This is a genomic window from Cupriavidus sp. MEYA8, from assembly GCF_059278825.1.
The window spans coordinates 20,685-46,649 of the sequence record NZ_CM181221.1; the positions used below are offsets into that span (position 1 = coordinate 20,685).

The window sequence follows — 25,965 nt, forward strand, 5'->3', positions numbered from 1 at the left end:
CGTGCCGAGCTCCCCCCTGTCCGTCATCACCGTAAGCCTCGTTTCCCCAGCCTTGCAGACTCGCTGGCCTGCGACGCCATCCCCCAGCTCGACGCGCATCGTCTCGAGTGCCGCTTGGCCTTGTTGCGCCTGCCTGCGCCGCCACGACCCGGTGTAACGCTGGCATTACACGCGTGTAACGGGAAAAAAATTCTCAATCGAAAAAGGCCCAGCGAATCAAGTATTGTTCGCAATTTTGGGTGTAACGTCTGTCAAAGTCACTCTATTTTTTCGGGAAATGCGTCCGTAAGCTATGCGGTTGATAGTTCGTTTGACCGCATGATGCTGAACCGGAACCGCACGACAGATTTCCCGCACTGGCCCACCTTTGTAGAAGTCCTTACCCGAACGCGCAGTCAGAGCGCTTTGCAACCGCGCATTGGACAGATGGGTGCGCTATGAGCCGCACGCCCACACCCTATGGTCGTCGCGGCCGCCAGAGCGCAGCCGACACCGGCATCCGTCCCACAGCTTCGACTTACGGGAAGGCAAAGCTCGGCACGTACATCGAGAAGGCGAGCGGTCATCTCAACGTCGAATCCGAGCCAGAACGATTCGTATCGCATCTGCTGGCGATTGACCCGCGCGTCAGGGCGTTCCAGCCGCAGCCGTTTTGTGTCGACCTGATTGACCAGCGTTTGCTATTCACGAAACAAGCCATACGTGCCGCCTGGCACAAGCATTGCAATGTCCAGGGCCCGAAGTTCTACACGGCCGACTTCAAAATCGATTGGCTCGACGGGCTACGTCACGCCGTCGAGGTCAAAGCTGAAGGCTTCGAGGGAGACGACGTCTATTGGGACAAGGTCGCGCGCGCCCGGCCAATTCTGGATGCCAATGGCTATCCCCTGCGCACCCTGGTCCTCCCGGCGAACACCGCTCATCCTATCCGGATGAATGCGCGGGCGCTCAAGCAGGCGACGCATCAAGTCCGCACCTACCTGACGGACGAACTCGCCGAACGCGTTACGCGCCGCTGTGCAGACGGTCCTGTCACGGTGCGCACGTTGTGCTCGGACCTTGAGCTTCTGCCTGGTGTGATTCCGGTCTTGCTGGTCAGCGGCGTCCTCGGCGGCAACCTTGCTCATCACACCATCTGCGGCACGCTCGAACTGTCCCTCGCGTATGGGGACCTGAGCCATCTCTGTCTTCTGGAAGGAGTGGAGAAATGAACCGCAGCCTGCTTCTCCACGACCGGCTTGCTCCGCCCAGGAATCACGACGCCTACCTGGAGGTGCTAGACCCTCACCCGCACGCTGGATGCATCAAGGTATTCGATGCCGAGAAGCGCGCGGACAGGTACATCGAGATAGCGAGCATTTTTGCCGACATCCACGCTGGCAAGCTGACTGTGCTTCGCGCGGGCAAACCTCGCTTCAGTCATGCAGCGCAACCTGACGACCAGGAACTGCATGAGCGCAGTCGCTTCGTCCGTACGGTCATAAGGCGCATTCGGGAAATGCAGAAGCGGCAAGGCGTCAGCTTTCTCGAGGCGTATCGCCGCGTAGCAGACGAGTATCGCCGGGAGGCAACGCCGAAGTCGCCTCCATTTCCCCCTCAGTCGACGATGTACCGGTATCGAAAGTGCGACATGGCCGGTCTGCCGGTTCTTCGCGGGAACAAAAACAAGGGCAATCACTCACCACGGTATCCACAGGAAGTCATCAATACCATTTGCATGGTTGCCGCCCAGCATTTCCTGGTGCCGCACTCGCGGTGGTCATTGAAGAGGGTCACTGAAGAGGTGAATCGCCAGGTGTGCGGCACCTTTCTGCCCGCGACCTGTCGTCCGATAAGCATCAGGTACGTGAAAAACATCATTCTGAACTATGCAAGCGCCGACCCCGAACTCGACCGGATGCTCCCGACGGACGCCGTGGCCGGGAAGTCGTTCGCGAAGAAGCGTATTCGCGCCGAGACGCCCTTCGAGCGCGTCGAACAGGATGCACTGCATCTGCCTTTTGTTGTCCAGACGCCAAGCGGCGTGACCAGCCTGGTCTACCTGGTGCATGCAATCGACTGTTGCACAAGCTATCCACTTGGCTGGCGCCTGGTTGTAGGGGCTCCCACCGATACCGATTCGCTCGCATGCGCGGAGTTGTACATGGCCCCTCTCAAGAAGAAGCGCTTCGAGGAGCTGGGTATCGACCATGCCATGAATGTGTGTGGAACACCGGGGCAACTTGTATTCGACAACGGTCCTGAGACCAAGGGCGGACGCATCATGAACCTGGAGCGGCTCGGCGTCGACGTCAAGCACTGTAGAGGCAGGGCCGGGCAAGAAAAGCCCTTCATCGAACGTCTGAATCGCTCACTCAAGGAGGCCTTGGAGGGGCTAGCAGGCTGCACGCGTGTGGACGGCAAAGACGGGCAGCGCGACCCGATTGCGCTGGGCGACAAGCTCCCGACACTGGAGGAGCTTGAGCGCTGGATTGTCCGCTGGTACTACGAAAGGTGGATTCACCACCCCCTTGACCGTCTGCAGTGGGACGTGGTCCTTACGGATTCACTCAAGGGGGATACCCCCGCCGAGCGCTGGAAGCATTTCGAGGCGTCATGCTTTGCGATTTCCCTTCCGCCGTCACGTTCCGAGTGGCTGGCGGCGCTATACGAGCACACGGAGCGCAGGCTGAGCCGCAAGACGGGCATCACAATAGAAGGATTGCATTACAAGGGCGACGAAATTGAGGCTCTGATAAACGAATACGGCGAAGAGCGGCCGCTACCTGTGTTGTACAACCCGGATGATTTCCGCCATGTCTATGTCTACGAGGGCGATGACCTTCCACTCGTCACGCTGCCGAACGAACACCTGAGACCCGAGACGCCAGCGTGGTCGTTCAACGAGGCGAAAGAGCGGTTCAAGAACCAGAAGTCCAGCGCCAAACGAGCGCCCCAAGCCGAGAAATTCGACCAGGATATGCACGAGAAAGTCGTCGCGGACTCTCTTGCACCGAAGCGCAAGAAGCCGAGCAAGTACGAGCGAAACCGCGAAACCGCGCGTCGAGACAGGGAGACACGAGCCGTCACGCGCGCATCCAGGCAACCGGGCGCACTTCCTCCGCCACCAGCGTGCAGGCCCAAAAAGGTTTCAGAAGAAGCGTCTGCCGCTGCGCAACCCGTTGGCTCGATATTCGACGATGCGGACCTACTCCCTATCCTCGACCGTTCCAATGGTGATGAACTGATATGACGCCGGCGAAGCAACTACGCGTAGCGATTGAAAGCTGCGAACTTCCACACCCGCTGTTCCTGGAGCATTTCAATCCGCTCAGACAGCGCTTCGAGGACGCCATGGACGGAGCCACAAGTCGAATCGAGCGCGTGACGGGGCCATCGCGCGTCGGTAAGTCGATGCTCATCAATGCACTGAGGCGGACCTTTCCAGAAACAAAAGTCAATGGGCGTCGCCATGTGCCAGTGCTCGTTGTCTCGGTGCCAACGCCGGTGTCCCCGCTGCTGCTCCCGTCGAGCGTGCTCACCGCACTCGGCTTGCCAGTTCAGCGCAGTATCACCTCTGGTGCCATGGCCAACCGCATGTTCGACCAGTTGAAGCTTGCCGGTACACGCGGCGTGCTTTTCGAGGAGGCCAGCCACCTGGTCGAACTAGGCGCGCGCGTGCCGCCGCGTGCGGCGGGTGACTGGTTAAAGATGTTCGCGGATGCGCTGAATCTGACGGTGTGCTTGTTCGGCGTGCCACGTCTCGAGCGCTTGTTCGAAAACAACGAGCAATTGCGTATGCGGACGTCAGCGCCGCGCTGGCTTTTGCCTTACGACTCGCGCATTCCAGAAAACATGAAGGCGTTTCATACCTGCGTGGCGACCTACGCGAATCTATTTCGCGAATCTGGCTATCCGATTGACCTGCCAGCGCCAGCACTCACCTATCAATGCTATCTCCTGACCGGCGGGTTGATTGGTGTGCTGAGCCGATTCATGCAGGAGCTGGCCAGCCAGTTGGCATATGAGGCACCGCGTACCGTTACTTTCGCGGACTGCCAGGCTGCGGCGAATGCCATCGAGGCCGCTGGTTCCCGCCACTTCCGTGCGTTCGCAAATCCGGACGCCATGCAGTCGGAAGTCGCTCCAGCCGCGCTTCATCAGGCCTTCGTGCAGGTGATGAACGATAACGACCTCGCGGTACCGGTCATCCATGAGCAATCCGGAGGTCCGCAATGAGCTTGCTCGTGTCCTATGCTCCGCAGGACGACGAATCCGGGCTGGGCTATTACCGCAGGCTCGCTGCCGACAACGTCCTGTCCGACTGGCGCGAACTGGCGGGGCTAGCAGGCGTACAGCGCAATCGCAGTGCGCTGCTCGGCCATGCGGATTTTGTTGCGGGACAGCTCGGGCTCGAAAGCGCGTGGGCCCACTTTGCGAACCAGCAGGAAACGACCTGCCGAAGTTGGGGTCGGCTGCATCGAGCCCAGGCCGACGCCGTTTGCCCGGCCTGTTTGGCTGGCGAGGGGTACCTGCGCCATTACTGGGAGCACACCTATGTCACGGCGTGTCCCCATCACCGCTTCAGGCTTGTCGACCGATGCAACGAGTGTGGCGAGTTGCTGTCGCCGTATCGCTACCATATTGATAGATGCGAGTGCGGCCATGACCTCCACATGCTTCCTCGCATTGCTTCAACCAGGGCCCAGCACTGGTTGTCGACACTCGTTGCCAGTGGCGGCAAACACTCGGGGAGCATCGAGCCAGCCTTGCGTGGGGTGGACATCATTACGTTGGGTCACGTTGTCCGCACGCTTTGCCTGTTCGCTGACCCGAGAGTGCCATCTCCCCGTCGAAGTGCTGCGTTGCCAAAATCCATTGCTGAAGCTGTCGATTTGCTCGCGCCACTCGAGACGCTGCTGGCCGACTGGCCAGCGGGCTTTCGGTCGCATGTCGAGGGACGTATTGATGCAGGTAAGGCCGATGCGCGAACACTGAACACGTTGCTCGGCCCCTGGTACATCGGATTGCGCAAACTTTGTCAGGGAACCGCGCTGGAGCCGTTTCTCAAAGTCATCATCGACGTAGCTGCGGTACGGTTCGATGGGGCGCTCGGGCTGGATTCGGCGAAGGCGATGGTGGAGGAGGCGACCGAGTACGTGCGCGCGTCGGACGCAGCGCAAGCTTTCGGCGTCAGCGTTTCCCGTACGCACAAAGCCATCCAGACCGGGGAGTGCGATTCCCGCACGCGTCGCGTGGGTACGCGTGGGCAAGTCTATGAAATCCCGCGCGCCGAGGTCACGCGCATCAAGGAGCGGCGCAGCGAATGGGTGAACGCCGCACAGGCCTGCGAATCGGCTGGTGTGCCGGCGTCGGTGCTGGAGCACATGATGTCCGCCGGCGTGATTCGGTCCGACGTGAACTGGCGCCAGGACATTCTGAAGGGCGGATTGGTCGAGCACCGCTCCATACTGGAACTGGTCGAGCGCATCCGGGAATCGGCTGAACTCTCGGCAGCCACGGACGATGAGAAGCTCACGTGGTCAGGGCTGACCAGCCGGCGCATGGGTGACAGACAGGCCATTCAGTCTGCGATGCAGGCCATTGCTGAAGGCCGGGTGAAGGCTATCGCGTGCGGTCGTCGACTAGGTGACATGGTCTTCCGCCGCGCGGACGTCGCCTCATACTTCGGCACTCCCTTGCTCGAAGCGGGCATGTCGATTCACCAGCTGTCGAAGTTCACAGGCTGGAAATGGGAGAGCATTTCTCACTGGATAGACGAGGGCTTGCTGGATTCGCAATCGATTGTGCTGCGCGGCCAGGCGTGCCGGGTCGTGATGCCGCATCAGCTGCTGGCGTTCCGGCAGACCTACGTTCCCCTTGCGGACCTGGCACGTGGCATGGGCACCAAGTCATCTGCACTGTCGAGATTGTTGTCCGGCATCGAGCTGGTTGGTGCGCAGCAGCTCCCCGGTGGGGCTGCCCGCGGCGGACTGATTCGCATTGCAGAGTTGGGCCGGCTCGCCGTTCTCGGTGCGAGGGCTGGCCAGGACCTGTTCGTATCCGCATCGCCGGTGCAATTGGGTGGCATATGAGAGGTGGATAAGGCATGCACGTGGCGAGCAGAGATTTCGGCAAGCCGATGGGCCAATCGCGGACGTTGCACGTGGCGGCCTATTCCGCATTTCAAACTGGATGCGCGGAGGTCCTTGTTGCACGTGCATTGCTGAGAGGCGCACGCAACAAACGGGCGACGTACAGGCAAACATTTGGGTGAAATCGATGACTGACCGTGTGATTCCTGATGATTTTCCGAGAGAACAAGCCCCTGCTGCAGTCTCAGGTGCGCAACCCAAGCTTGTGCTGCGCCGGATTGATGGAACCTACTACGCAGGTCTCACGGAGGAAGAACTGTGGGAGCGTTACGACATATGCGAGGACCTTGCTCATCAGCTTGCGAGCTACGCCGCGCGCAAAATGGCTGAGCACGGCTGGCTGTTGGACCACGCGATGAGTCGAGTTGAAAAGAGCGTGACCAAGAAAGTCAGTATGAGGAGCTGGGAATTTTCTCCTACCGAAATAACGTGGACGATGAAGCGGACACGTGAGCTACTGTCAGGTCCAGGTCCGGCGAGCAGCGACGGGAGCCAATGATGACAGAGACCGGTTCCGTGAAGGAAAGGCTTGATGCTAACGGTGGCGATGACCACAAGTAGTCTGTGCCGCTGCCGAGAGCGACTTTTGCGAGAGACGACGTGCCACAGCGACTCCAGGACATTATCGGAAAGTTGTACAAGCCGTCATTGGATGGGGCGCGCCAGGTCATTGCGCTATCGCGTTCGGATGCGGAAAAGCTGCCGCAACTGCCATCGATTGCGGTCATTTCAATCGTTGCGCCGGAGCGCCCCCCAGCAAACCTCGGAGGCTTCACCCACGTGTTGCGTCTGAGTTTCGCTGATGTAGATTTCCTGAATCCGAATCTATCGGCCCGGGCAAAGGCGAAACTTGTCCATGCGTTCACGGAGGAGCAAGCTCTGGCCATTCGCTCGTTCGTAGAAGCCCTGCCCGACGAAATCACATCCGTCGTTGTACACTGCGAAGGTGGATACTCGCGTTCATGCGCGATTGCCGTCGCGCTGCATCGGCTATATGGTTACCACGCGGAACTACGACAGCTCTCGCAGGCGAACCCGTCAGTCGTTCGCGTGATGACGGGAGATGCCTGCGGACATCATAAGCTTAGAAAAGTCCGCCATTGATGCGCAATCCACCAGACCTATCCTTTTGGCAAAGTATCGCCCCCCAGCTGCATCGGACAGCTGGTGAAATCTTCCTGGGAGCCTGCTGTTTAGTTGTTGCCGTCATCGTGGTTCTCCTCAGGCATACACTGAACAGGAAGATGCTTTGTTGTCATCTCGCTTACCTAAATGGCTCAGCCAAAAAAGCAGGTGTACACCTGCACCTCCTTGCTACGGGTGGTGAGGCTGAGCCTAGCCCTCCCTGGCAGGTTTGCCCGGGATGCGCCTTCACTCAGCCGCCACCCAAACCACTACGGTATGGAGCCGGCCTCGCCCGACAGACTTTTCGCCTCGCGCCTCTATCTTCGCCAGCGCGCCGAGCTTCTCAAGGCAACCCCCCAGTGCTCGATTTCCCTCGCGCCCTGGCGGTTGGTACCCCGTCAGCGCGAGCGGCAACTACGACATCACCGAAGCCCGTCATCCGTGACGGGGCGGCCCTCACCACCCGGCGGCATTGCGCGCGGCGGATGACATGTGCGTCCTTGCATCAGAGTATATGCATCGCCGATGGGCATGAAACGAGAACGAGAGAAATCTGTTCAGAAGGGATTCGTGCTTCTAGGCGAGCGATGGCATGAGCAGCGAGTCTTCATTGCTCGCAACAACCGGCAACATTCGACCTCTTATGGGCGATTTGCGGCGTTAAGGGGAACAATGTTGCCGGTTGTTGCGGATTGGGGGTGGAAGATGTCGGGAGGAAGATGTGGGGACGACGAGCAATACTCAAAGGCATAGGACTCCGGCAGAGATTGAGGCGGAGCTAGGGGAACGATTGAAGACGCTACGGGTACACCGGAACCTGGACCAGGCCACACTGTCAGCGAGGGCGGGTATCAGCGTTCGCACTTTGCGAAATCTCGAGAGTGGCACTGGCTCGTCGCTGCGTACTCTTATCCAAGTTATTCGCGCCCTTGGGCGCGAGCAGTGGTTGGAAACAATTGCTCCAGTTCCGACCATCAATCCACTCATGTTGACTCGGACTGCGTCTCCGCGTCAGCGCGCTAGCAAGCCAAGATTCAAGAAGCAAGCGTGAAAATCTGACCTTACGCTTTCGAGTTCCCTAGCGAACGCGCCTGGTACCGCTATCTCGTACAGTATCGGCTTCACGCGGGGCCGAGCGTGTCGGCGGGCTTGCTACGATAGAGCGTGATGGGCTCCGCAGTCTCGTGCGGACGGTATTCGACGATGTCAAAGGCCCCTGACAGTATAAGGATGCGTTTGAGCTTGCTGACGCCATACGCCTGTGGAGTTAGCTCAGCGTCGAGCGAGCGGAGGAAGACCCCGGCAAGGGTCAATGATGTCATGCCGTTCACGGGCTCGGTTTGAGATTCGGCCTCCTGGAGAGCCCGAACGATGCGAGTGGTGGGCCAATTCGTCTCGCACGGGTCGGACAGGTCGATATACTCGACATGGGCAGGGAGCTGCTGCTTGAGCGCCATGTAGACGGTCGCCAGCTCAGGGTAGTCCTTGGCCATCGATGCGGCCAGGCTAACACCTAGTGCATGGAGCATGTCCAGGAACGGTTCCGCTTCGCGATGCTGCTCGTCGAGAACTTGTAGCGCGGCACGGCAGCCGGCCACGGTCCCCAGCGACACGCCAGGCATCTCATGGAAATGATGAACGAGCTGATTGCGCTGCTCCACCATTCGCTTGAGATACTGCTTCAGGGCGTCAGCGTCCGTCCTCATCGACTCCTGGAAGTTTTCCACCAGTTGCCCCAGCGTTTGGCCCTTGGTCATGTCCCGAAACTTGGCGAACGCACCGTCGCCACTAGCGCTCCCTTTCGGGTGCATAAACGGCAGCATGAACTTCAATCCCGATTCAATTTGCTGGAATAGCAGGATATTGCGGCCGAGCCGATGGAGAACCGAGTTCAGTAGCGCTGCGTGGTCGTTTGCCATGAAGGAGTCTGAGAAAATGGAGTACCTATCTTCGCACAGGCATGGACTGAGGCGCCCGTGGTTGCTTCCTTTACGCCTGACGGAGCCATACGATGTCGAAGCCATCTTTCAGGACGGCATTGAGCTCCTTGCCAAGGGACGCAGCGGTGGAAATAGAACGAAGCCGCATCTCGTATCGAAAAGTCAACGATGACTGACCTTCTTGGTGTTGCCGCGGCCATTGGAACCTCGGTCATTTTCGACGTGGACTTGAAAGCGAGCGAGTGCTCGAAAGCTTGGCGACGCGAGTCGAAAGGAAGATAGGACAAAAAAATGTCCCTTTATGCAGGCACAATCACGTAAATGGTTGTACCCGCAAACCTCATGAAGATGAGGGACCAATTGGCCACAGCACACGAAATGATGACCTGCCTCAGCGACCGCTTTCCGGTGGGCAGCTTGGAATATCGACTTAGCCGATTCAATGCCAAGGAGCGATTCGCACTCATACAGCGAGTGCTTGGCGTTGCGATTGCGCCGCATGCTGACTTCATAACTGAGGTACTAGCGAAGTGCGCAATCACCAACAGACCGGAGAACGTTTTCTGCGCAATGGATTTCCATCTGGACTGGCTTTACGCTGCCTTGATGAATGAGAGCCTGGTGGAAGACGAACCGATGCCTCTGGTAGCCGGTGAGAACGACCACTTTCCCGTCACTGGAAAGCAGCAGGACGCAGATTTCATCATGTGTTTCACCGATAATTCCGGCAACGGGGCTCTGCCGGTTACGCATCTTCTGCTTATCGAGGCAAAGGGCGTTGGGAGCTGGGACACGCTGCAGATTGCCAGCAAATTCAACCAGTACCGGGCCATGCGGCCTGCATTCGCCCGCAATCCGAACGTCAGGACGCGGCTCATCCTTATGTCGCAGAAGGACCCTGAAGAAAACAGGACTCGTCAGAATAGTGAATTTCTGGCAGAGCTACAGGGCTTCAGGGATTTCGGTGTGCCAGTCTGGGTTCATCTTCCGATGGAAAATACGCTGAGCGTCGTTCGGTGCAACGCTGACCGTACGCCGAATGGAAAGACGCCGACGCACTGGAAGCTGGAGAGTCGGTGAACACGGGCGTGCTGCACTTGGTGGCATTAATGAGTACGGCAGCATATGCGGCATCGACCTGCTCACGTATGCGCGTCGAGGCTACTACCATTCGGAGTTGAGGGGCTCCTGGTCCATCAAGCAGGTCCTGCCAACCGTGTGCTCCGACCTCAGCTACGCCGACCTGCATGAGGTCGTCAATGGCCAGGCCGCGCAACGCGCATGGCGGGAGGCGACGCCTGAGACCCGGCGAGACGAGTTGCGCGGCGAGATGTGCGGTACTGCCGCCCCCCGTTTACTGCTAGGTGCTCCCTCCGGACGCTTACTTTAGGCGCTGCGCCGTTTTTGGAAAAACATTGCCAGTCACGGGGCCATTCTGTTTCGGGATAGTGGTGGTGCCGGTGATGACCGGTCAACCTTCTAGGAGAACTGTAATGCGCGTCTCGAAAACCCATACCCCGAATCCCTCGACCCCCGCGAAGCCGTCGAACCCCGTGAATCCCAACTATCCCAGCACGACCGGCAAGCCGTCTGGCGGCAGCCGCGGCAACACGCCGAAGCAGCGCTAGCGCCAGCCGCGAGAGAGTCTAGCTCTCGCGTGCAGACAGGATGGCGCGGCCCGCCGCGCCATCCTCGCTACGGCACCGGTGAAAGTCCAGCCAGAACGGATACCTGTGGGCGGCCCAGGATTCGAAGTCAGGAAACTCGAACGCGTATGCTGGCCACGGCCAGAACCGGTGCGGCTGCGCAGCTTCGCGCGCCTTTACCTGCAAGCGCTGGGCGAGGTGTCCCAGCATATGGACATGCCGTGAACACGCCAGTTGCGAATAGAGCAGCTCGTCTGGCTGGTCCAGTCCGTACGCTCGGAGTATAACCTGCAGCGTCGTGTTATCAGGCAGACGCGTTCCGGCGCTCCATCGGTCCAGCGTAGCCTGGTCAAGGCCGGACCGCGGTGCCGGCACCCGCTTGAGGACCTGGACCGCGCTGCGTGCGCCCAGGCGCCGTTTCAGTTCGTCGAAGAAAAGGCTGGTGGGATTGCGACCTGGCTGCTGAGCGCTCGGAAGCAAGCAGCCGAGACTGGACCACGGACTACCCTGTTCACGTGCGCGGTCGGTGTCCCACGCCGCCATCCAGCCCAAGTGCACGTCCAACGCCATTGCGGCAAAGAGGGGTATCAACTCGTCGACGAGTGAAGCCTCGCGTATCACAGCTTCCGCCGCGGGCCACAGCAGATGGCGAAGAACCGGGTGGGCGGTCATATGCGCAAGAGCGCCCGCCATGTCTCCGCCCTTGAGCTGCCGGACCAGCTCAAGGTCCGCCGCCCCGACCTCCTCGAGATAGGCCTGGTGCGGTTTGAGGTCCGCGTGCTGGCGGCCCCGTCCCCGGTTTACCAGCTCGAAGTCTGTCATCTGGTTGAGGCGTTCTTGCGCGTCGCCATCTCCGTTGCGCGCCAGCTGCATATCAGGAAAGACATCGAACACCCCCGGCCGTAGCGTTGCCAGCTCGTCAATCCACTTCTGCGCACGGCGCTCACGGTTGGGAGCCGTGCTCTCCTGGAGCCGGAGACCTCTGCGATACCACGGCAGCAGCCCCTCCTCGGCGAAGACGGTCGACAGCGGCGCGCCGCTGAGCTTAAAGTGCACCTCAGGGCTGAACGTCAGCACACCCGCAAGCCGAAGGGGCACGGGCGGGCCTTCAAACGGGTTCAGGAACGTGAGCGTCGACGAGGCAGTCATAACCGCCAGTGTTGACGCACTGGGGCTGCGCTGGCAAGCCGGATGTGCCGGCAGCAGGTGACGTTGTTGCCAAGGGTGTGGAGGGGGCGGTTAGCTCGCCCCATTACCGGTGCCCGGGGTCCCTACAATTGTTGCCGTCGGAGAATGTGCTTGGCGTGCGCTCGCAGCCCCGGATTCGATTTCCGGCGCGCTTTGGATGGCTCAGGAAATAGGCATTTCGTTCGCGAAAGTAAAGGTTGATGGCAGTCATGAAAGGCTCAGCCAGACAAGCAGATGCACACTTTTCAGCCTACCTACGGGTGGTGAAGGCTGAGCCCAGCCCTCCCTGGTGGGTTTGCCTGGGATGCGCCTTCACTCAGCCGCCACCCATGCACTACGGTATGGAGCCGGCCTCGCTCGGCAGACTTTTCGTCCCACGCCTCTGCCTTCGCCAGCGTGCCGATTTCTCAGAACTTCCCCCCAGAATCGGTTTTCCTGGTGGTTAGCACCTCGTCCGCGCCGGCGGCAATCGCCACATGACCGAAGCCATCAACTGGATGGGGCGGCCCTTCTCCTCGGCGGCGTTGCGCGCGGCGGGGAGCATGTAGGTTCTTGCATCAAAGCATATGCATCCTCGGGGGGGCATGAAATGTGAATCCATGAACGCCGTGTGGAAGACGTTGGTGCGGTAGGGAAGTTGCCATGAGACAGTGATTGTGCAATAACGGACTGGCACCGAAATTTGGCGTATTCGCACAGGCGCTGACGCGCGTCTGGTCAGTTGCCCCTGAACTTTGGCTGCCACTTCTTGCTGGCAAGCCCAAGTTCTTCCGTCAACGACTTCACCAATGCCTCGTCGCGTCCGACGACGAACCGCTGACAGCGCCTGGCAAAGTGCAGGTTGGCCATCCGCAGGTAGTCGCGACCTGCTGGCTTGTGTTCAAGGATGCCGCTGTCGCCGAACATCTCGAGGGTGCAGGACTGGTGAAGTGGGAACGAGATGAAGGCGTCTGGACTGCCGAATCCGACCCCGTACACGGACGTGGGCCGCGGGACCACCGTGTTAAGGTAGACGGGCGAGTCCGACGTGATGAACGACAGCTTCTCGTTGTTCCGATGAACCACGCGCCAGTGACGTCCAGCGAAGTAGGGGGCAGCGGAAAGTGCCATCTCGATGGCTCGACCGACCGCCCACTTCTCGTCAGTCTCTACGATGAATCCGTCGGTTTTGGCCATCTTCACCATCCACTCCGCCTGCTTGTACAGCTCGTCATCGGACTCTTGCGCAAACTTTTCGTCGACACGCAGGCGCGCGAAGGTCTGGTCAACGTCGGCAAAGAGAACCTTGGCTGTGTGCTTGACCATCTCCCCGTTCAGAGCTTGCACGGAATGCACCATGTCCGGGGTCCGTGTCGCGGCCAACGCGATAAAGATTGACAGGTCGCTCCGTTCGTCAGCCGAAAGGTCAGGCGCGGCAGCCACCAGCTTGTCGATGACCGGCTTGGCCTTCCCCTCGTACTCCGACAGCAGTGCCTCAAGTTCGAAGCGTCGCCGGCCCTCGGCATCTTCCATCGTGTAGAAGTGCCCGATGACCGCAGTGTTCACCGGCTGCTGGTTTCGAATCTCATTCTTCTCGCGGTCGAATACCGCGACCAGACCGCCACGGCTGAAGCCATCCAGGTAGAAGCGCGGGAGAAAGTGCTGGCGCTTTGGACCGGTGAGCATCGGCGGTAGTGGATTCGCTTCCGCATCAGTGGCTGCCGCTTGCGCGCGCGCCAGCGCCTCGAGGTCTTCTGGCCGTATTGGCGATGCGCCTTCGAAGTCGTCAGTCATGCCCAATGTGTTTGGTTGGTTCTATAGAGGGCTCAATGCTCGTGATGGTGGTCAGCCACCGCCCACCCCGAACTCTCCGACAAAGTCCCTGGCGTTTGAAAGCGCTAGTTGGTACTCAGGCGGTGTCTGTCTGGCCAGCTCGGTGGCAATGCGTAGGTCTTGGACCGTGTACCCAACCAAGCATCGGCGTACTCGCAATGTTCTGCTTTCCTCGCCGCCTAGGTACTCGTCCCGAAGAAGCCGGGCTTGCCCGTCCGGTAGACCTGGGTGAGCTTGCACGATTAGTTTGACGAACTCGGACCAGTCCTTGTCCGTTTGCGCGGCGGCGGGCGCTGGCTCAGCATCGAGAGCAGCTTGCAAGATGCGTCCTAGCGCGAAGTCTCGAAAGGCTTGCCGTTGTACACACCATGCACGAGCGTGCCACCGGCGCGCAGCTCGAACGAGCACATGCGGGTAGACAAGGCGGTCCTGGCCTTCCGGGGCTGCCAGTGACCGATAGCGGATGCGTAGCCCTACGCGTCTACGGCAGGCCTGGGTAATGACGGCAAAGAGGGCTGGGCGGACCGGTGCCAAATCAAGTCGTAGGTCTTCGACCGTGGAGTCGATGTGTGAGGCGCCAAGCTTTTGAACCAGCTGCAGGTACTCGTCAGGGCTGTTGCCGGCCAGTCTTGGTCGGAACGCCTTTGTGGCGGTGATGGGCGCGTACGGCGTGGCTCGCGTGACCGTGTCGGTGAACTCCGCCAAGAACGCTGCCAGCAGGCGGCTGGCCTGTACGGACTGGATGCCGAACACCTCGCGCAGGCGACTGTTATCAATTTCGCCCTCCCAACGAAGCAGCACTTCCATGTCCCGCAGGCGCAGCTGCGCCGGGGTGAGTGGCGTGTTCATATTTTATCTTGCAAGATAAATTATCCTTGAAGATAATACTTCAAAAGTGCATGGACCAGGCAAGGTCCAATGGGAGCAATCAGCCTTGATACCGTCTGACCTGTTGCCGGAACCCATGACTCCACCAGCGGGTCATCCTGTGTTCTTTGAGGCTGAGCGTCAGCGGTTCTTCCGTCCCCTGAATAACTCCCGCCGGGAGCTTGTGGCTGCTTGCCTGCGGGCACTCTATGACCGACTGCACGGCCCCATGGCTGACTATGCCCACAACCTCACGCGGGATGCGCTGCGCGAGCTCCTGCTGCCGGTCGTTCGGCAGTATCAAGACGTCAAGGCGCAAGAGGGTGGCGACGATGAGCTGAGCGGTGCGGAAGCCGATGACCCGCAGGCGCTCGTCGGCATGGTCATCCGGGCACTGCTGACCGACGCCTGGCTGGAGCAGTTCGCCGACCGCACCGGCCTCGTCACGGCCTTCCGATTCTCTCGGCCAGGGAAGCTGTTCGCGGAGGCTCTCTGGTCGTTGGACCGCCCGAGCCGCAGCCGGCAACGGAACATGCGGGGCTGTCGCAATGCACTGGAAGCGGCGCTGTCCGACCGAGGTGACGCGCACGACCTAGTCGACGCCTACGAGTACGCCGAGAAAGTCATAGAGGACTTGACCGATGGCATCGACTATTTCCAAGAGCTGGTCCGGCACCTGATGCAGACCGCCTCGGTGCAAACGCAATGGAGCGAGTTCGTCGAGTTCCTGGACCGCTTCCAGCGTGACTATTCCAAGCAGCTTACTGCCGATAACGCAACGCTTAATCGGCAGGCCATCTTGCAGAAGCTGGAGCGGCTTCGCCTCGTCCCCGAGGCCAAGTTCAAGCGGATGGACGAACAGCTGCGAGACGTCGCCCATTGGGCCGTGAAGGAACACGTGGGCACGTCCGTCTATGACTGGCTCCTAACCCGCATCGAAGACATCGTTGATGCTGCGTGCCAGTCGAAGCAGCCTGGCTTCCTGAAGGCCATGGAGACTTACCTCAAGCGGGTCAATGGCTTGGCGCTGCAGTCGATGATGCTGCGCGCAGGCCAGACCCGGCATGCCTACCTCGCTGCGATTCAGCAGGTCGCCGAGGTCCCCAAGGAACAACAGGACCTGCTGCTCGCGCACATGGGGCAGTTCCTGGCGCCGGCGGAGGTGCGGTTGCTGGACCCTGCAAGCTTCAAGCTCCGGACGGCCGCCCAGCGCCGCAAGGCGGTCACGATTTCCGTTCGGCCGCGACCGTCGCGCGAAGAGCGCCTATCCGCAGCCATGGCCCGCGCCGAGGCGGAGGCCTTCTCCATCCCCAACGAAGAGGTTGCTCAGCTGCTTCGGCGCGACCTGCGCATCTTTCGGCATCCCATTCGGGTCTCAGCGCTCCCAACGGCCACCGCCCGCGACACCCTCCGTGCCATGCAGGCCGTGGAGGCGGTTCGAAGCGAGGTCGGCGCAGACCTGTCTATCAAGAAGCTGCCCACCCGCTTGGAGAACGAGCTCTACAGCGGCAACGACTACGAGATTGACCTCAAAAAATGAGCCTCCTGTCGCATGTCAACGAACAACTCGCGCTTGCCAACATCAAGCCAGACCGGTTCCGGGAAATCATCAACCGCCTGATGGCTTACGGTGCCATCGTGCGTGAGGAGGACCGGGTTGAGCAGCTGCTATATGACGACGCAAGGCGCGTCGAGGGCTTGCTGGAGGACTACTTCGACATTGCTGGCTTCCGTTTGCACCACGACAGCAATAACCAGTTCTATCGCCTCTACGTGGCGGGCGCCGTAGTCGATGGGCTGCCTGAGGACATCCTGGAGCCGACGCCATCGCTGCGGGCTCGGGTGTCTCCCGACTTCGTTGCGATGGCCCTTGCTCTGCGCTTCCTGTACCAGAACAAGCTCAACACGGGCGACATCCAGCCGCAGGGTGAAGCGCTGGTGAGCTTCGAGGAAATCGCGGCCACCATGCAGACGCAATTGAAGCGTCCTCTGCCGAACGGCATGGGCGACAAGATGGCCTTGCTGGCCGAGTTGAAGCGGCATCGCCTGCTCAGCTACACGGCCGAGTTTTCGATTTCGGATGAAGACGCGCTGCTCGCAATCCGGCCAACCATCCTGGGCATCGTGTCCAACGACGCGCTGAGTGCAGCTCTGGAAGCAGAAGGCGTGGTTGACCAAGAAACGTCCGTCGAGGAAACCGACCAATGAAGCTCGACCGCTTGGTTCTTGTGAACTGGGGACAGCTGCAGCCCGGCAACTACGAGCTAGGAAACATGACGCTGCTCACTGGCCCAACGGGTGCGGGCAAGTCGACGATGCTCGATGGTCTTCAGACCATCATGACGGCAGCCTACCAGGGCATCGTGGCCTACAACCCTGGCCAAGAGGAAGTCCAGCAAAACCATCGCCGTGGCAAGTCCAAGCGCACCCTTGAATCCTTCGTGGTCGGCGCCGAGTACAGCCTCTTCTCTCGGCCGGCAGGTGCTCAGGGCTACCTCGCAGCAGTCTTTCGTCCAGGGCCCGAGGACGGCTCGGCCAAGATGTTCACTGCGCTCGTAGCAGCCTCGGCGCGTTTGGACGGCTCCGGGGAGCGAAGGGACGCGAAGCTGGAGCGCCTCGTCCTGGTCATCGTCGAAGATGCGGCGTTGTCGGTCGAGCAGTTTTTCGAGGACGTCGACCAAGGTATCTGCGTCCCGGTCGAAGACATCGTCAAGCGGTTGAAGGCCAAGTACCCGAAGGTCATCACCTACGACGACCACAAGCGCGACTACCTCAGCGGGCTTTATGGCAGGTTCCGCGGGCGCGTGTCCATTCCCTGGGACGAGGCTCAGAACGCGGCTCGGGCATGGTCGCAGTCGATTGCCTACAAGCCCATCGGCTCGGTTCATGACCTGGTTCGGGACGACATCCTCGAGTTCGATGGAAAGCTGCTGCAGGAGAGCATCACCCGCATCAGTGACCTGATGCGCCAGGTGACGAGCTTGAAGGTTGAAGGCAAGCGCATTGAAGCGACCGTCACTCGACTTCGCGAGCTGAAGGAGGTCATCGGCAAGACGACCGCCACCTTCGAAGAGCAGGTCCAACATGACTTGCTCTTGGCGAAGATGCAGCTGGCCGCGGACGAAGAGCGCGTCGCTTTCGAGCGGAAGAAAATCAAGGACGACAGCGCGCTGGTCGACCAACACGAGCTCAAGGCCAAGACCGAAGCGCAGTTGAAGCGCAACGTTGATAGCAGCCGCATTAATATTGCAGCGAAGTTGAGCGGCATTCCGGCCCACACCGAGAAGAATACGCTTGACGAGCGCCTAGAGCGGGCGACGTCCGCCGCGCGCGGCAAGCTCGCTGAGCTGCATGCAGGTCTCCTCGCCGCAGCACACATTAAGAACACCGGTGACGCTATCGTCAAGCGGCCAGTGCCGGAACAGTTCCCGAAGCTGCGCGCGTCTGTAGATGTCGTGGCCAAGGCCCTTGCATCCACCAATGTGGACCGGCTGGCCGGGCTGCTCAATTCCGTGGTGGACGCAAACGGTGATGACGTCCTGTCAGTAGAGAAGCTGTTTCAGCTGGCCCCCGCATTTGACGGCATCGACGCCGGCCTGGGCCAGCTGCATAACTCGTTGGTCGGTACCGAGGACAGCGTGCTCATGGCAGTTGCTGCTGAATCGACATCCCTCGGCCAGCGCGTGGAGGCCGCTAAGAAGGAGCGCGGCGAGCTGGCTGACCGCAAGCAACGTCTTGCGGCAGGTGCTGGCAACTACAACCGGGACACCGTCCTCGCGCTTGAGCGCATTCGAGAGAGGCTGCCCGAAGCGGGCGTCCAGGTGTTGTGCGACCTCGTCGAGCCGGTGTCTGAGGAGTGGCAAGGCGCCATCGAGGGCTACATGGACGGCGCGCGCTTTAATCTCATCGTCAAGCCGGACTGGGAAGCCCGCACGATTGACTTCCTGCAGTCCTGGGGTTCGCGCTCGAAGGTCGTTCAAGGCAAGCGATGCTTGGAGCGTGCCGACCAGTCTCGTGTGTCGGGCACTTCCATCATCCACGAGTTGCGCACCGACCACCCTATCGCGCGGGCCTACCTCATCGAGCAGTTCGGGTCTGTCGTGATGGTGGCAGACTCCGAGGAGCTGCGGCGGACCCCGCGCGGCCTCACCAAGGATGGCAAGGGTAGTGGCGCGATGACGATGTTCATCTGCGAACGACGCGACTTTGTGCTTGGTCGCAAGGCTCGTGAGCGGGCGCTGCAGACCACCACCGAGAAGCTGGAAACCGTTGACCGTGACATCCAGGCGCTAGAACAATCCCAAGGCACGTTAGATGGCTTCCGGAGAGTGCTCACTTCGCTGAAGGAACCGTCCTTTGATGCTGCGCCCTTGGCGCAGCATGCCGGCGACCTGGACGCCACACGTCGGACGCTGTCGCAGCTCGACTTGACCGAAGTCGAACAGTTGAGGGTGGAGCTGGCTCGACTGGAAGAACTCATCCGAGTACATGATTTGGAAATTGAGGCGGCCAAGAAGGCCGTCACGCTGGCCGAGCAGCGCATCATGGCTGCGGAGGGCGTCATCAAGCGCATCAACGAGGGCCGGGACGCTCGTTTCCAAGAGCGCGAAAACCAGATTCGCCGCCTGAAGCACCTCTGCGAAGCGAACTCAGAGAAGACGTACACGGTGATGGCCCAAGTGGTGGACGACCTCATTGCGTCTCACACGTACGAAGTCCCTGCCGTCCAGGCACGGCTTGCCCATCTGCGTACGCAACCCGAAAAGCTCTTGGGCGACGTGCGCGAGATGCTGGCGGAGTACAACGCTGCTGTTCGTACCGACGAACGCTTTCAGTCTGCGCTGCCGCACCTGACGGATGCGCCGTCCTTCGACCCGTACTATGGCCCCCTGGTGCTGCTCGGGCGCTCGGTCAGCATGCTTCACAACGAGCTCGAGAGCATCGGCCTGTACAACAACCGCGCCAAGGTCGAGGAGGCAGAACGCTCATTTCACGACGTCTTCACCAAGCAGTTCTGCGTTGAAATCAAGAGCAAGGTCGACGAAGGCGTGCGCATGCTGCGCCAGTTGAACGTCGAGCTCGAGAAGCTGAAGTTCGGCACCGACCGCTTCAACATCGATTGGTCGAAGTGGGAGCCCGAATTCCAGGAGTATTACGGCTTCTTCTCCGCGGTTGCGGAACTGGCCGATTCGCCGGAAGCGGTGGACCTGTTCGGTGAGACGGAGCTGTCGCCTAAGCACATCGAGGTCCGTGACCGCCTGGTCAAGCTACTCCTGGACCAAGACCAGGACAGGGCAGGGCGCGAGCTGCTGCGCATCGCAGACTACCGCAACTATCGACGCTACGAAATCTGGAATGACTCGGACAGCGGCGGCCGCATCGCCCTGTCGACGTGGGGCACGGGCTCGGGTGGTCAGTTGGAGACGCCGGCGTACATTGTCCGCGCCGCCGTTGTGACTAACCGCCTGCGCCTGTTCGAGAAGGGCGCCAGCTTGAAGTTGCTTGTTAGCGACGAGTCCTTCTCTCGCATGGACGAGCCGCGTGCACGTGCCGTCCTGCGGTATCTGCGAGACAGCATGGGCCTGCAGCTCGTCAGCGCAATGCCGACCAAGCACGCCGGCGCGCTGCGCCCTGAGTTCGACCGCGAGTTCAGCTTCAGCCGGATGAACGTGCCAGACAACGGTGAAATTGACTTCGTCTCTGAGTGCGATGAGCGCATCTTCAAGAAGGACCGCATGCGCGAGGTCTGGGAAGCGCAGCGTCAAGAGGTTCGCGAACAAGCTAAGTTGCTCTTTGATGCGGCAGAGGCTGAAGAGGTCCCGGGAGCTGCGAAGTGATGGAGCAACCGCTTTGGCTTCAGTCTTCGCCTGTTCAGCAGCTGCTGAACCTGCTCGTGGACCGAATGGATTCTGCCGAGCAAAGGGGAAGCGCTCGTACGCAGTCGGTCGCTCTCGGGGAGCGGACTTGGCCGGCTCTCTACAAAGCTCAGCGCGAGTCGGAAAAGGAGGAGCTTTGGGGCTATGCCGTCGAGTTGGTACGTTGGGGGTGGCTCACGGTCAGGCCAGCCGGCGCTATCCGCTCCCGCTCTGGCTATGCGGACTTGCCGCGCGTCACGGTTGCCAACGAGGTCGAGGTGAGAAGGACGGTTGGTCGCGCACAGCGCGTCAAGTCCGCAGCTGAGCGCTGGCGCGAGGCTGTCCGCGACGGGTTCCAGGGGGCCGCCGCGGTCAAGGCCGCTGTCTCCGAGTTCTGCATCGATATGCCGGACCACACTATGACAGAGGTTGTCGAACGGCTGAACGAGCTCCCCGCTCTTGCCGGCAAGCCCATGCTGCTCCGCGAAGTCTCCTCTCAACTATTCTGGGGCATGTCGAAGGTCCTGGACAAGCGGCAGAGCCTCGTCGCCGCAGTCTTAGGTGTCGATGAATGCCCGTTTCCGGAGTCTCCGATTCAGCTGCAGGTGTTCCTGCCGCCGGCGGGCTGCCGGGGCGTGCTCTTCATCGAGAACCTCATGAGCTTCGAGCGCGCCATTCGCTCGACGAGCTCGGCGTTCGACGGGCTGGCGCTGGTCTACGCGTCAGGCTTCAAGGGAAGTGCTCAGCGGCTGCGCACGCCGGATGGTTGCTCTCTCTTCTACGCGGCGCGTGGTGGCATCAGTCAAAACCTTCGAGATGGCTTCGAGGCCTGGCTCTTTGGCAAGGATGTCATTCCAGCCTTCTTCTGGGGGGACCTGGATTGGTCTGGCATGCGCATCCTGTCTGCTATGCGCACAAGTTTCCTCGGCCTCACGGCTTGGGAACCAGGCTACTCCCAAATGCTGGCCGCTCTCATAGAAGGCAAGGGGCACTCACCGGAAGCCGCCGACAAGCAAGGACAGAAGGCGCTAGGCAACTCCGGTTGTGCCTACGCGGACGCCCACCTGATACCTGCGCTGCTGTCCTACGGAAGGTTTGTTGACCAGGAACAAATCAACCCGTAGCGCCCCTCTATGGGGCGGCGACCTTGAAAGAACAATGGAAACCTAGGAACAACATGACCGAAACTGCCTTCTACGTCCTCGTTGCGCTGAGCATTGTTTCGCTGGTGCTGCTGTTGGCGCTGTTGCTGCGCAAAACAAAGTTTGAGACGCCCGCGGACCTCAATGCGAGGCTGGGACTGCTCGAACAGTCCTCCCAGAGCTTGGTGCAAGCAGTCTCTCGCAACGAGGGCGGCATGCAGCGCATCGAGCAGCAGCTGCGCGGGTTCACAGAGGCAACCGCCGGTGCGATGGCCGCCTCCAAGAAGGCAATGGATGAGCAGCTCGAGCGCACCGTGGCTGAGGCTCGGAACGGTCGCGCGGAGCTCAACCAAGCCTTCCAAGCCTTCGAGACGCGTTTTGGGCAGCAGATTGGTGCGCTTTCGAGCAGCGTTGGCGAGCGCGTGACCGAACTGCAGAGAACGACGGCGGAAAGCCTGGAGGCGAGCCGGAAGGTCGTCGACGAGAAGTTGGGGCAGACGCTTGAGGAAGCGAGAAGCGGCCGCACCGAGCTAACCAACGCATTCAGTGCCTTTGAGACAAAGCTCGAGCAGCGGTTCGGGTCGTTTGACACATCGCTGGCGGCGCGATTCGAGGCGCTGCAAATCGCGCTCACCGGCCGGCTTGATGCTTCCAGCAAGGCGTTGATGGATTTGCTCACCCAGGCACAGACCGACGCAGCGAATGCTCGAACTGAGACGTCCCAAGCGCTGGCGAAGTTTCGGACTGAAATGACCGAGCACTTGGGTACTGTGGCGCAGGAGACCGGGAAGTCTCGTCAGGCTCTGTCCGAAAGTGCTACGGCGTTCGAGACACGCATCCAGGAGCGCTTCGAGGCCCTCACCGCGTCCACTCGGGGCACCCTTGACTCTCTCAAGGCAGACATCACCAATCAGCTTGGGGTGATGGCCACTGCCTTGAAGGAGCAGCTGGAGGGCAATGGCAGCCAGATTCGGAATCAATTCGCGACGTTGCAAGAGGCTGTTGCGCAGCAACTCGGCGTTATGGCACATGGAACGCAGACCAGTTCAGAGCAGCTTCGCACGGCATTGAATGAACGCCTAGCTGCCATCCAGCAAGACAACACGACCAAGCTTGAAGAGATGCGGCGGACCGTCGACGAGAAGCTCCACGCGACGCTTGAGCAGCGGCTGGGCGACTCCTTCAAGTTGGTCAGCGAGAAGCTTGAACAGGTTCATGCCGGCTTGGGTGAAATGAAGAATCTTGCCGGAAGCGTGGGAGACCTCAAGCGAGTCATGACCAATGTCCGTACCCGCGGCACGTGGGGCGAGGTGCAGTTGGGCGCCATCATGGAGAGCCTGCTAACGGCGGAGCAGTTCGACCGCAACGTCAAGACGGTTCCCGGGAGCAACGACCTCGTCGAGTTCGCCGTCAGGATGCCGGGGAAGGGCGATGACGCGCCGGTGTGGCTGCCCGTTGATTCGAAGTATCCGATAGAGCACTACCAACGGTTGCAGGACGCACACGACGCCCTGGACAAGGCCGTTATCCAGCAAGCGTCGGCCGCGTTCGAGTCGTCAATCCGAGCCGAAGCCAAGAAAATCTCGACCAAGTACGTCAGCCCTCCTCACACGACAGACTTCGCCATCCTCTTCTTGCCTACCGAGGGACTGTTCGCGGAGGTTGCTCGCATCCCGGGCCTAGTCGAGGCTCTTCAGAACGAGCACCGCATCGTAGTGGCCGGGCCGACGACGCTTGCGGCAATGCTGAACAGCTTGCGGCTGGGCTTCCGCACGCTGGCAATCGAGAAGCGCTCGTCGGAAGTGTGGGGGATTCTGGGTAGCGTGAAGACCGAGTTTCAGAAGTTCGGCGACATCGTTGATGCCACCAAGAAATCGATTGACGCCGCTGCCAAAAAGTTTGATGAGGTGGGCCGGAGAACTAGGGCAGTTCAGCGGAAGCTGCGGGACGTTGAGGCGCTGCCAGTTGCAGCCCAGCCTGCGGCCTTGGCGACGGAGGAGTTGCTGGGACTGGACGAGGATGATGACGCTGCTCTGGGCAATCTGCCGGCCAGCCAGCCGCCAGGCGAGACAGAACCAGCTAACCAGTGACTCTGTAATGACGTCACTTCATCATGAATCCAGCGGTCAGGCTGCTACGGCAGACTCGTCCAACACTGGCCCTTGTCGCACCGCTCCTGACAAGGGAGCAGTGTCAAGAGCGGGTGCGGTAATCAAGGTCCAACCGTGAACACCGAGGCCAAGCGGAGCATGTTCGAATCCGCCCCCCGTGCAGCAGTCAATGCGGTCCGTTCGTAACGATTGCTGGCTGCAAGTCCCTGTCCCTATAGGACAAAGCAGTGGTCCACATGTTCGCTCGACAGCCGACAAATGACGCAGAGAGCGTGGGGGTCAAACAGCAACCGCATGCGGGGCCCACACGCAATCGACTTACACAAACAACGACAAACATGCATCACGGCATTCCCATCGATGGCTCGGCATCAGCTCACTGGCTTGAGCATCTGTCCGAAAATCTCGAACATCTTCCCGCCGATGCGCGACGCACAGCATATTCGCTCTTAAGGTCACCATGGAAATGCTCGCGTGAAGAAGTGCTCGAACACGTGCCGTCGCCATTGGCTGATTCAATTGTCTTCTTGCAAAAGAGCGTCTTGCGGCATGTCTTTCAAGAACGACCTCGGAGATTGGGTACTGCCGCCCTGGACGTGGGGATTGGCGCATTCACACTGGGACCGAGCGGCTCTCGTGAGCCAATGGGACCCAATACAGGCATCGCGGTCGAGGCATACCTTGGGCTGGCCAAGGAAGACCTGGCTAAAGCGAACATTCGATGGAGTGAATTATCTGGACCGGCTCGAGCCTCGCTCCTGGCGCTCTACGCAAAATGTGAGGTCGCTGTCCACTTGATGGCCGGTATGTTCGAAGCCGCTAGTAATGCTGGCCGCACCATGCATTACGTCATTCCTGCTCGGTTGAACGCCGCACACAAGATACGTTGGTTCTCGCTGTACTGGGCGCAGCAGAGCAACATGGCGGACGCTCAAAAAGCTCTGCTGGTGTCTCGCAGCCTTCATCAATTTGACGGACCGGCAAGGCAGGCTGTGTTCTTTCAAGCTTGGGTCGATTCCATTCTTGATAAGTTTCTATGCTTGCACCGGCGCTACATCCCAAGACTTCTGCAGACAAAGAACGGCGCTGCGGTGCGGAAACTTTGGGCGCGCGCCGAGCTTCTGTGCTTTGTTTGGATTCATTCCCTTGCAGCTCTACGGGACGTTGGTGACTTCTCGCACGTTGTTTTGGAAGACCGTCCACTGGCTTCAATCTCGCGCGAGGACTTACGGCAAGCAGGGTTCGGCGATGCAGACGTAGATGCGCTATTGGCTGAATCCGCCGCGCAACCTCCCGGCGACCAGTTTATTACTCAAGCGGACGACCCTCGGCACCTGCACGTCCACGGCCTCAATTTAAAGTTTGTGGTGCAACGCTATGTGCAGCCACAATTCAGCGAAATCGGTTCCCCCATCGGGCACTGGTTCGAACGTGACTACCTTCTCCAATATATCCAGGACAGGCTCGACAGCTCGCGCTTTATGGCTTGGTCAGAATTCAAGGACGAGAACGCCAAGTACGACGCTGACATCGTCATTTACGACAAAGCGACGCACCTCTTTTACTTTTGCCAAGTGAAACACCGCGCCCAGGTGCTTCAGCCATATTTGCGCGACGAACTCGACGAGTTCAATCGAAGTAAAAACATCAACCACGGTATCGGTCAACTCAGCCGCCTCCGCGAGCTGATAGATTCAGAGCAGGTTCGCAAACGTCTAGTAAGTAAGCTCGGAAAGAAGTTGGTAGGCGCAGGACCACTGAGCGAGAGAAGTCGCTTTCTTCTTGTTCACACGGTTGAAAATTTTGACATGTGTACACGGCGCGGAATCACCATGTACGAGTGGAATACATTTCGAAATCTCCTCCAGGGGCATGTGCTCTTCGCCCGGCGCGACCTCGACTGCACCATGGAGTACGAAGCGCAAGAACTGGACTTCTCCAACCTTGTAGTGGTTCAACAACACCTTATGGATGTTACGGCCCGCTCGTCCAGGGATATGGCTCCCGACCAGCTGACGCCAGAGGACACGTATACAGTTCTGCAACATGCGGAACTCTCGCTTCAATATCGAAAGGCGTTCTGGCTGCGCGACAAATCGATAGGTAAATTGAGAGCGAGAATGTTGCGAGCCCCATTGCTATAAG

Annotated in this window: 19 protein-coding genes; 15 read left to right on the top strand and 4 right to left on the bottom strand. The window is 60.0% G+C overall.

All coding sequences use genetic code 11. The annotated features are described in order from the left end of the window. Positions 1-437: 437 nt before the first annotated feature. From AC5WJ1_RS00075 to AC5WJ1_RS00105, 7 genes are all read left to right on the top strand, one after another. A complete protein-coding gene (locus AC5WJ1_RS00075; protein ID WP_494476256.1) occupies positions 438-1,211 on the top strand; it encodes a hypothetical protein in 774 nt (257 codons plus the stop codon). Beyond that, positions 1,208-3,232 (top strand): TnsB C-terminal domain-containing protein, encoded by a 2,025-nt coding sequence (locus AC5WJ1_RS00080; RefSeq protein ID WP_494476257.1) that lies wholly within the window; start codon positions 1,208-1,210, stop codon positions 3,230-3,232. The genes AC5WJ1_RS00075 and AC5WJ1_RS00080 overlap by 4 nt, the downstream gene beginning before the upstream one ends. After that, positions 3,229-4,218, top strand: a complete 990-nt coding sequence (locus AC5WJ1_RS00085; RefSeq protein WP_494476258.1) for an ATP-binding protein — start codon at positions 3,229-3,231, stop codon at positions 4,216-4,218. The genes AC5WJ1_RS00080 and AC5WJ1_RS00085 overlap by 4 nt, the downstream gene beginning before the upstream one ends. Next, positions 4,215-6,074 carry a TniQ family protein gene (locus tag AC5WJ1_RS00090; RefSeq protein ID WP_494476259.1) on the top strand — a complete coding sequence of 620 codons (1,860 nt, stop codon included), beginning with the start codon at positions 4,215-4,217 and terminating at the stop codon, positions 6,072-6,074. The genes AC5WJ1_RS00085 and AC5WJ1_RS00090 overlap by 4 nt, the downstream gene beginning before the upstream one ends. A 187-nt stretch (positions 6,075-6,261) precedes the next feature. Further along, on the top strand, positions 6,262-6,633 hold the full coding sequence (locus AC5WJ1_RS00095; protein WP_494476260.1) for a hypothetical protein: 372 nt from the start codon (positions 6,262-6,264) through the stop codon (positions 6,631-6,633). Between the two features lie 101 nt (positions 6,634-6,734). Further along, on the top strand, positions 6,735-7,238 hold the full coding sequence (locus AC5WJ1_RS00100) for a hypothetical protein (RefSeq protein WP_276099036.1): 504 nt from the start codon (positions 6,735-6,737) through the stop codon (positions 7,236-7,238). 742 nt (positions 7,239-7,980) lie between these two features. Then, positions 7,981-8,310: a helix-turn-helix domain-containing protein gene (locus tag AC5WJ1_RS00105; protein WP_494476261.1), complete on the top strand. Its 330-nt coding sequence runs from the start codon at positions 7,981-7,983 to the stop codon at positions 8,308-8,310. Between the two features lie 70 nt (positions 8,311-8,380). Here the strand turns inward: AC5WJ1_RS00105 and AC5WJ1_RS00110 are convergent, their stop codons facing one another. Then, on the bottom strand, positions 8,381-9,178 hold the full coding sequence (locus AC5WJ1_RS00110) for a hypothetical protein (RefSeq protein WP_494476262.1): 798 nt from the start codon (positions 9,176-9,178) through the stop codon (positions 8,381-8,383). 399 nt (positions 9,179-9,577) lie between these two features. Here AC5WJ1_RS00110 and AC5WJ1_RS00115 point away from each other — a divergent pair, with 399 nt between their 5' ends. Next, positions 9,578-10,279 (top strand): hypothetical protein, encoded by a 702-nt coding sequence (locus AC5WJ1_RS00115; protein ID WP_494476263.1) that lies wholly within the window; start codon positions 9,578-9,580, stop codon positions 10,277-10,279. A gap of 413 nt (positions 10,280-10,692) precedes the next feature. Beyond that, positions 10,693-10,827 carry a hypothetical protein gene (locus AC5WJ1_RS00120; RefSeq protein WP_494476264.1) on the top strand — a complete coding sequence of 45 codons (135 nt, stop codon included), beginning with the start codon at positions 10,693-10,695 and terminating at the stop codon, positions 10,825-10,827. Positions 10,828-10,845: 18 nt separating this feature from the next. Here AC5WJ1_RS00120 and AC5WJ1_RS00125 read toward each other — a convergent pair whose 3' ends face one another. From AC5WJ1_RS00125 to AC5WJ1_RS00135, 3 genes are all read right to left on the bottom strand, one after another. Continuing rightward, positions 10,846-11,994 (bottom strand): hypothetical protein, encoded by a 1,149-nt coding sequence (locus AC5WJ1_RS00125; protein WP_494476265.1) that lies wholly within the window; start codon positions 11,992-11,994, stop codon positions 10,846-10,848. Positions 11,995-12,750: 756 nt separating this feature from the next. Next, positions 12,751-13,806, bottom strand: a complete 1,056-nt coding sequence (locus AC5WJ1_RS00130; RefSeq protein ID WP_494476266.1) for a DUF4238 domain-containing protein — start codon at positions 13,804-13,806, stop codon at positions 12,751-12,753. A 51-nt stretch (positions 13,807-13,857) separates the two neighbouring features. Further along, the gene (locus AC5WJ1_RS00135) at positions 13,858-14,694 is read right to left on the bottom strand and encodes a BrxR family transcriptional regulator (protein WP_276099043.1); all 837 of its coding nucleotides are present in this window, start codon (positions 14,692-14,694) and stop codon (positions 13,858-13,860) included. Positions 14,695-14,941: 247 nt separating this feature from the next. Between AC5WJ1_RS00135 and AC5WJ1_RS00140 the strand changes: the two genes are divergently transcribed. From AC5WJ1_RS00140 to AC5WJ1_RS00165, 6 genes are all read left to right on the top strand, one after another. Continuing rightward, positions 14,942-16,252 (top strand): Wadjet anti-phage system protein JetA family protein, encoded by a 1,311-nt coding sequence (locus AC5WJ1_RS00140; protein WP_494476267.1) that lies wholly within the window; start codon positions 14,942-14,944, stop codon positions 16,250-16,252. Then, entirely contained in the window at positions 16,249-16,920 is a 672-nt protein-coding gene (locus AC5WJ1_RS00145; protein WP_276099045.1) for a DUF4194 domain-containing protein, read from the top strand. The genes AC5WJ1_RS00140 and AC5WJ1_RS00145 overlap by 4 nt, the downstream gene beginning before the upstream one ends. Then, positions 16,917-20,549 (top strand): SbcC/MukB-like Walker B domain-containing protein, encoded by a 3,633-nt coding sequence (locus AC5WJ1_RS00150; protein ID WP_494476268.1) that lies wholly within the window; start codon positions 16,917-16,919, stop codon positions 20,547-20,549. The genes AC5WJ1_RS00145 and AC5WJ1_RS00150 overlap by 4 nt, the downstream gene beginning before the upstream one ends. Continuing rightward, the gene (locus tag AC5WJ1_RS00155; protein WP_494476269.1) at positions 20,549-21,691 is read left to right on the top strand and encodes a hypothetical protein; all 1,143 of its coding nucleotides are present in this window, start codon (positions 20,549-20,551) and stop codon (positions 21,689-21,691) included. The genes AC5WJ1_RS00150 and AC5WJ1_RS00155 overlap by 1 nt, the downstream gene beginning before the upstream one ends. A gap of 53 nt (positions 21,692-21,744) precedes the next feature. After that, complete coding sequence (locus AC5WJ1_RS00160; RefSeq protein ID WP_494476270.1) at positions 21,745-23,799, top strand: DNA recombination protein RmuC; 2,055 nt, start codon at positions 21,745-21,747, stop codon at positions 23,797-23,799. A gap of 359 nt (positions 23,800-24,158) precedes the next feature. Beyond that, positions 24,159-25,964, top strand: coding sequence for a hypothetical protein (locus AC5WJ1_RS00165; RefSeq protein ID WP_494476271.1), 1,806 nt, complete (start codon positions 24,159-24,161; stop codon positions 25,962-25,964). Position 25,965: the final 1 nt, after the last annotated feature.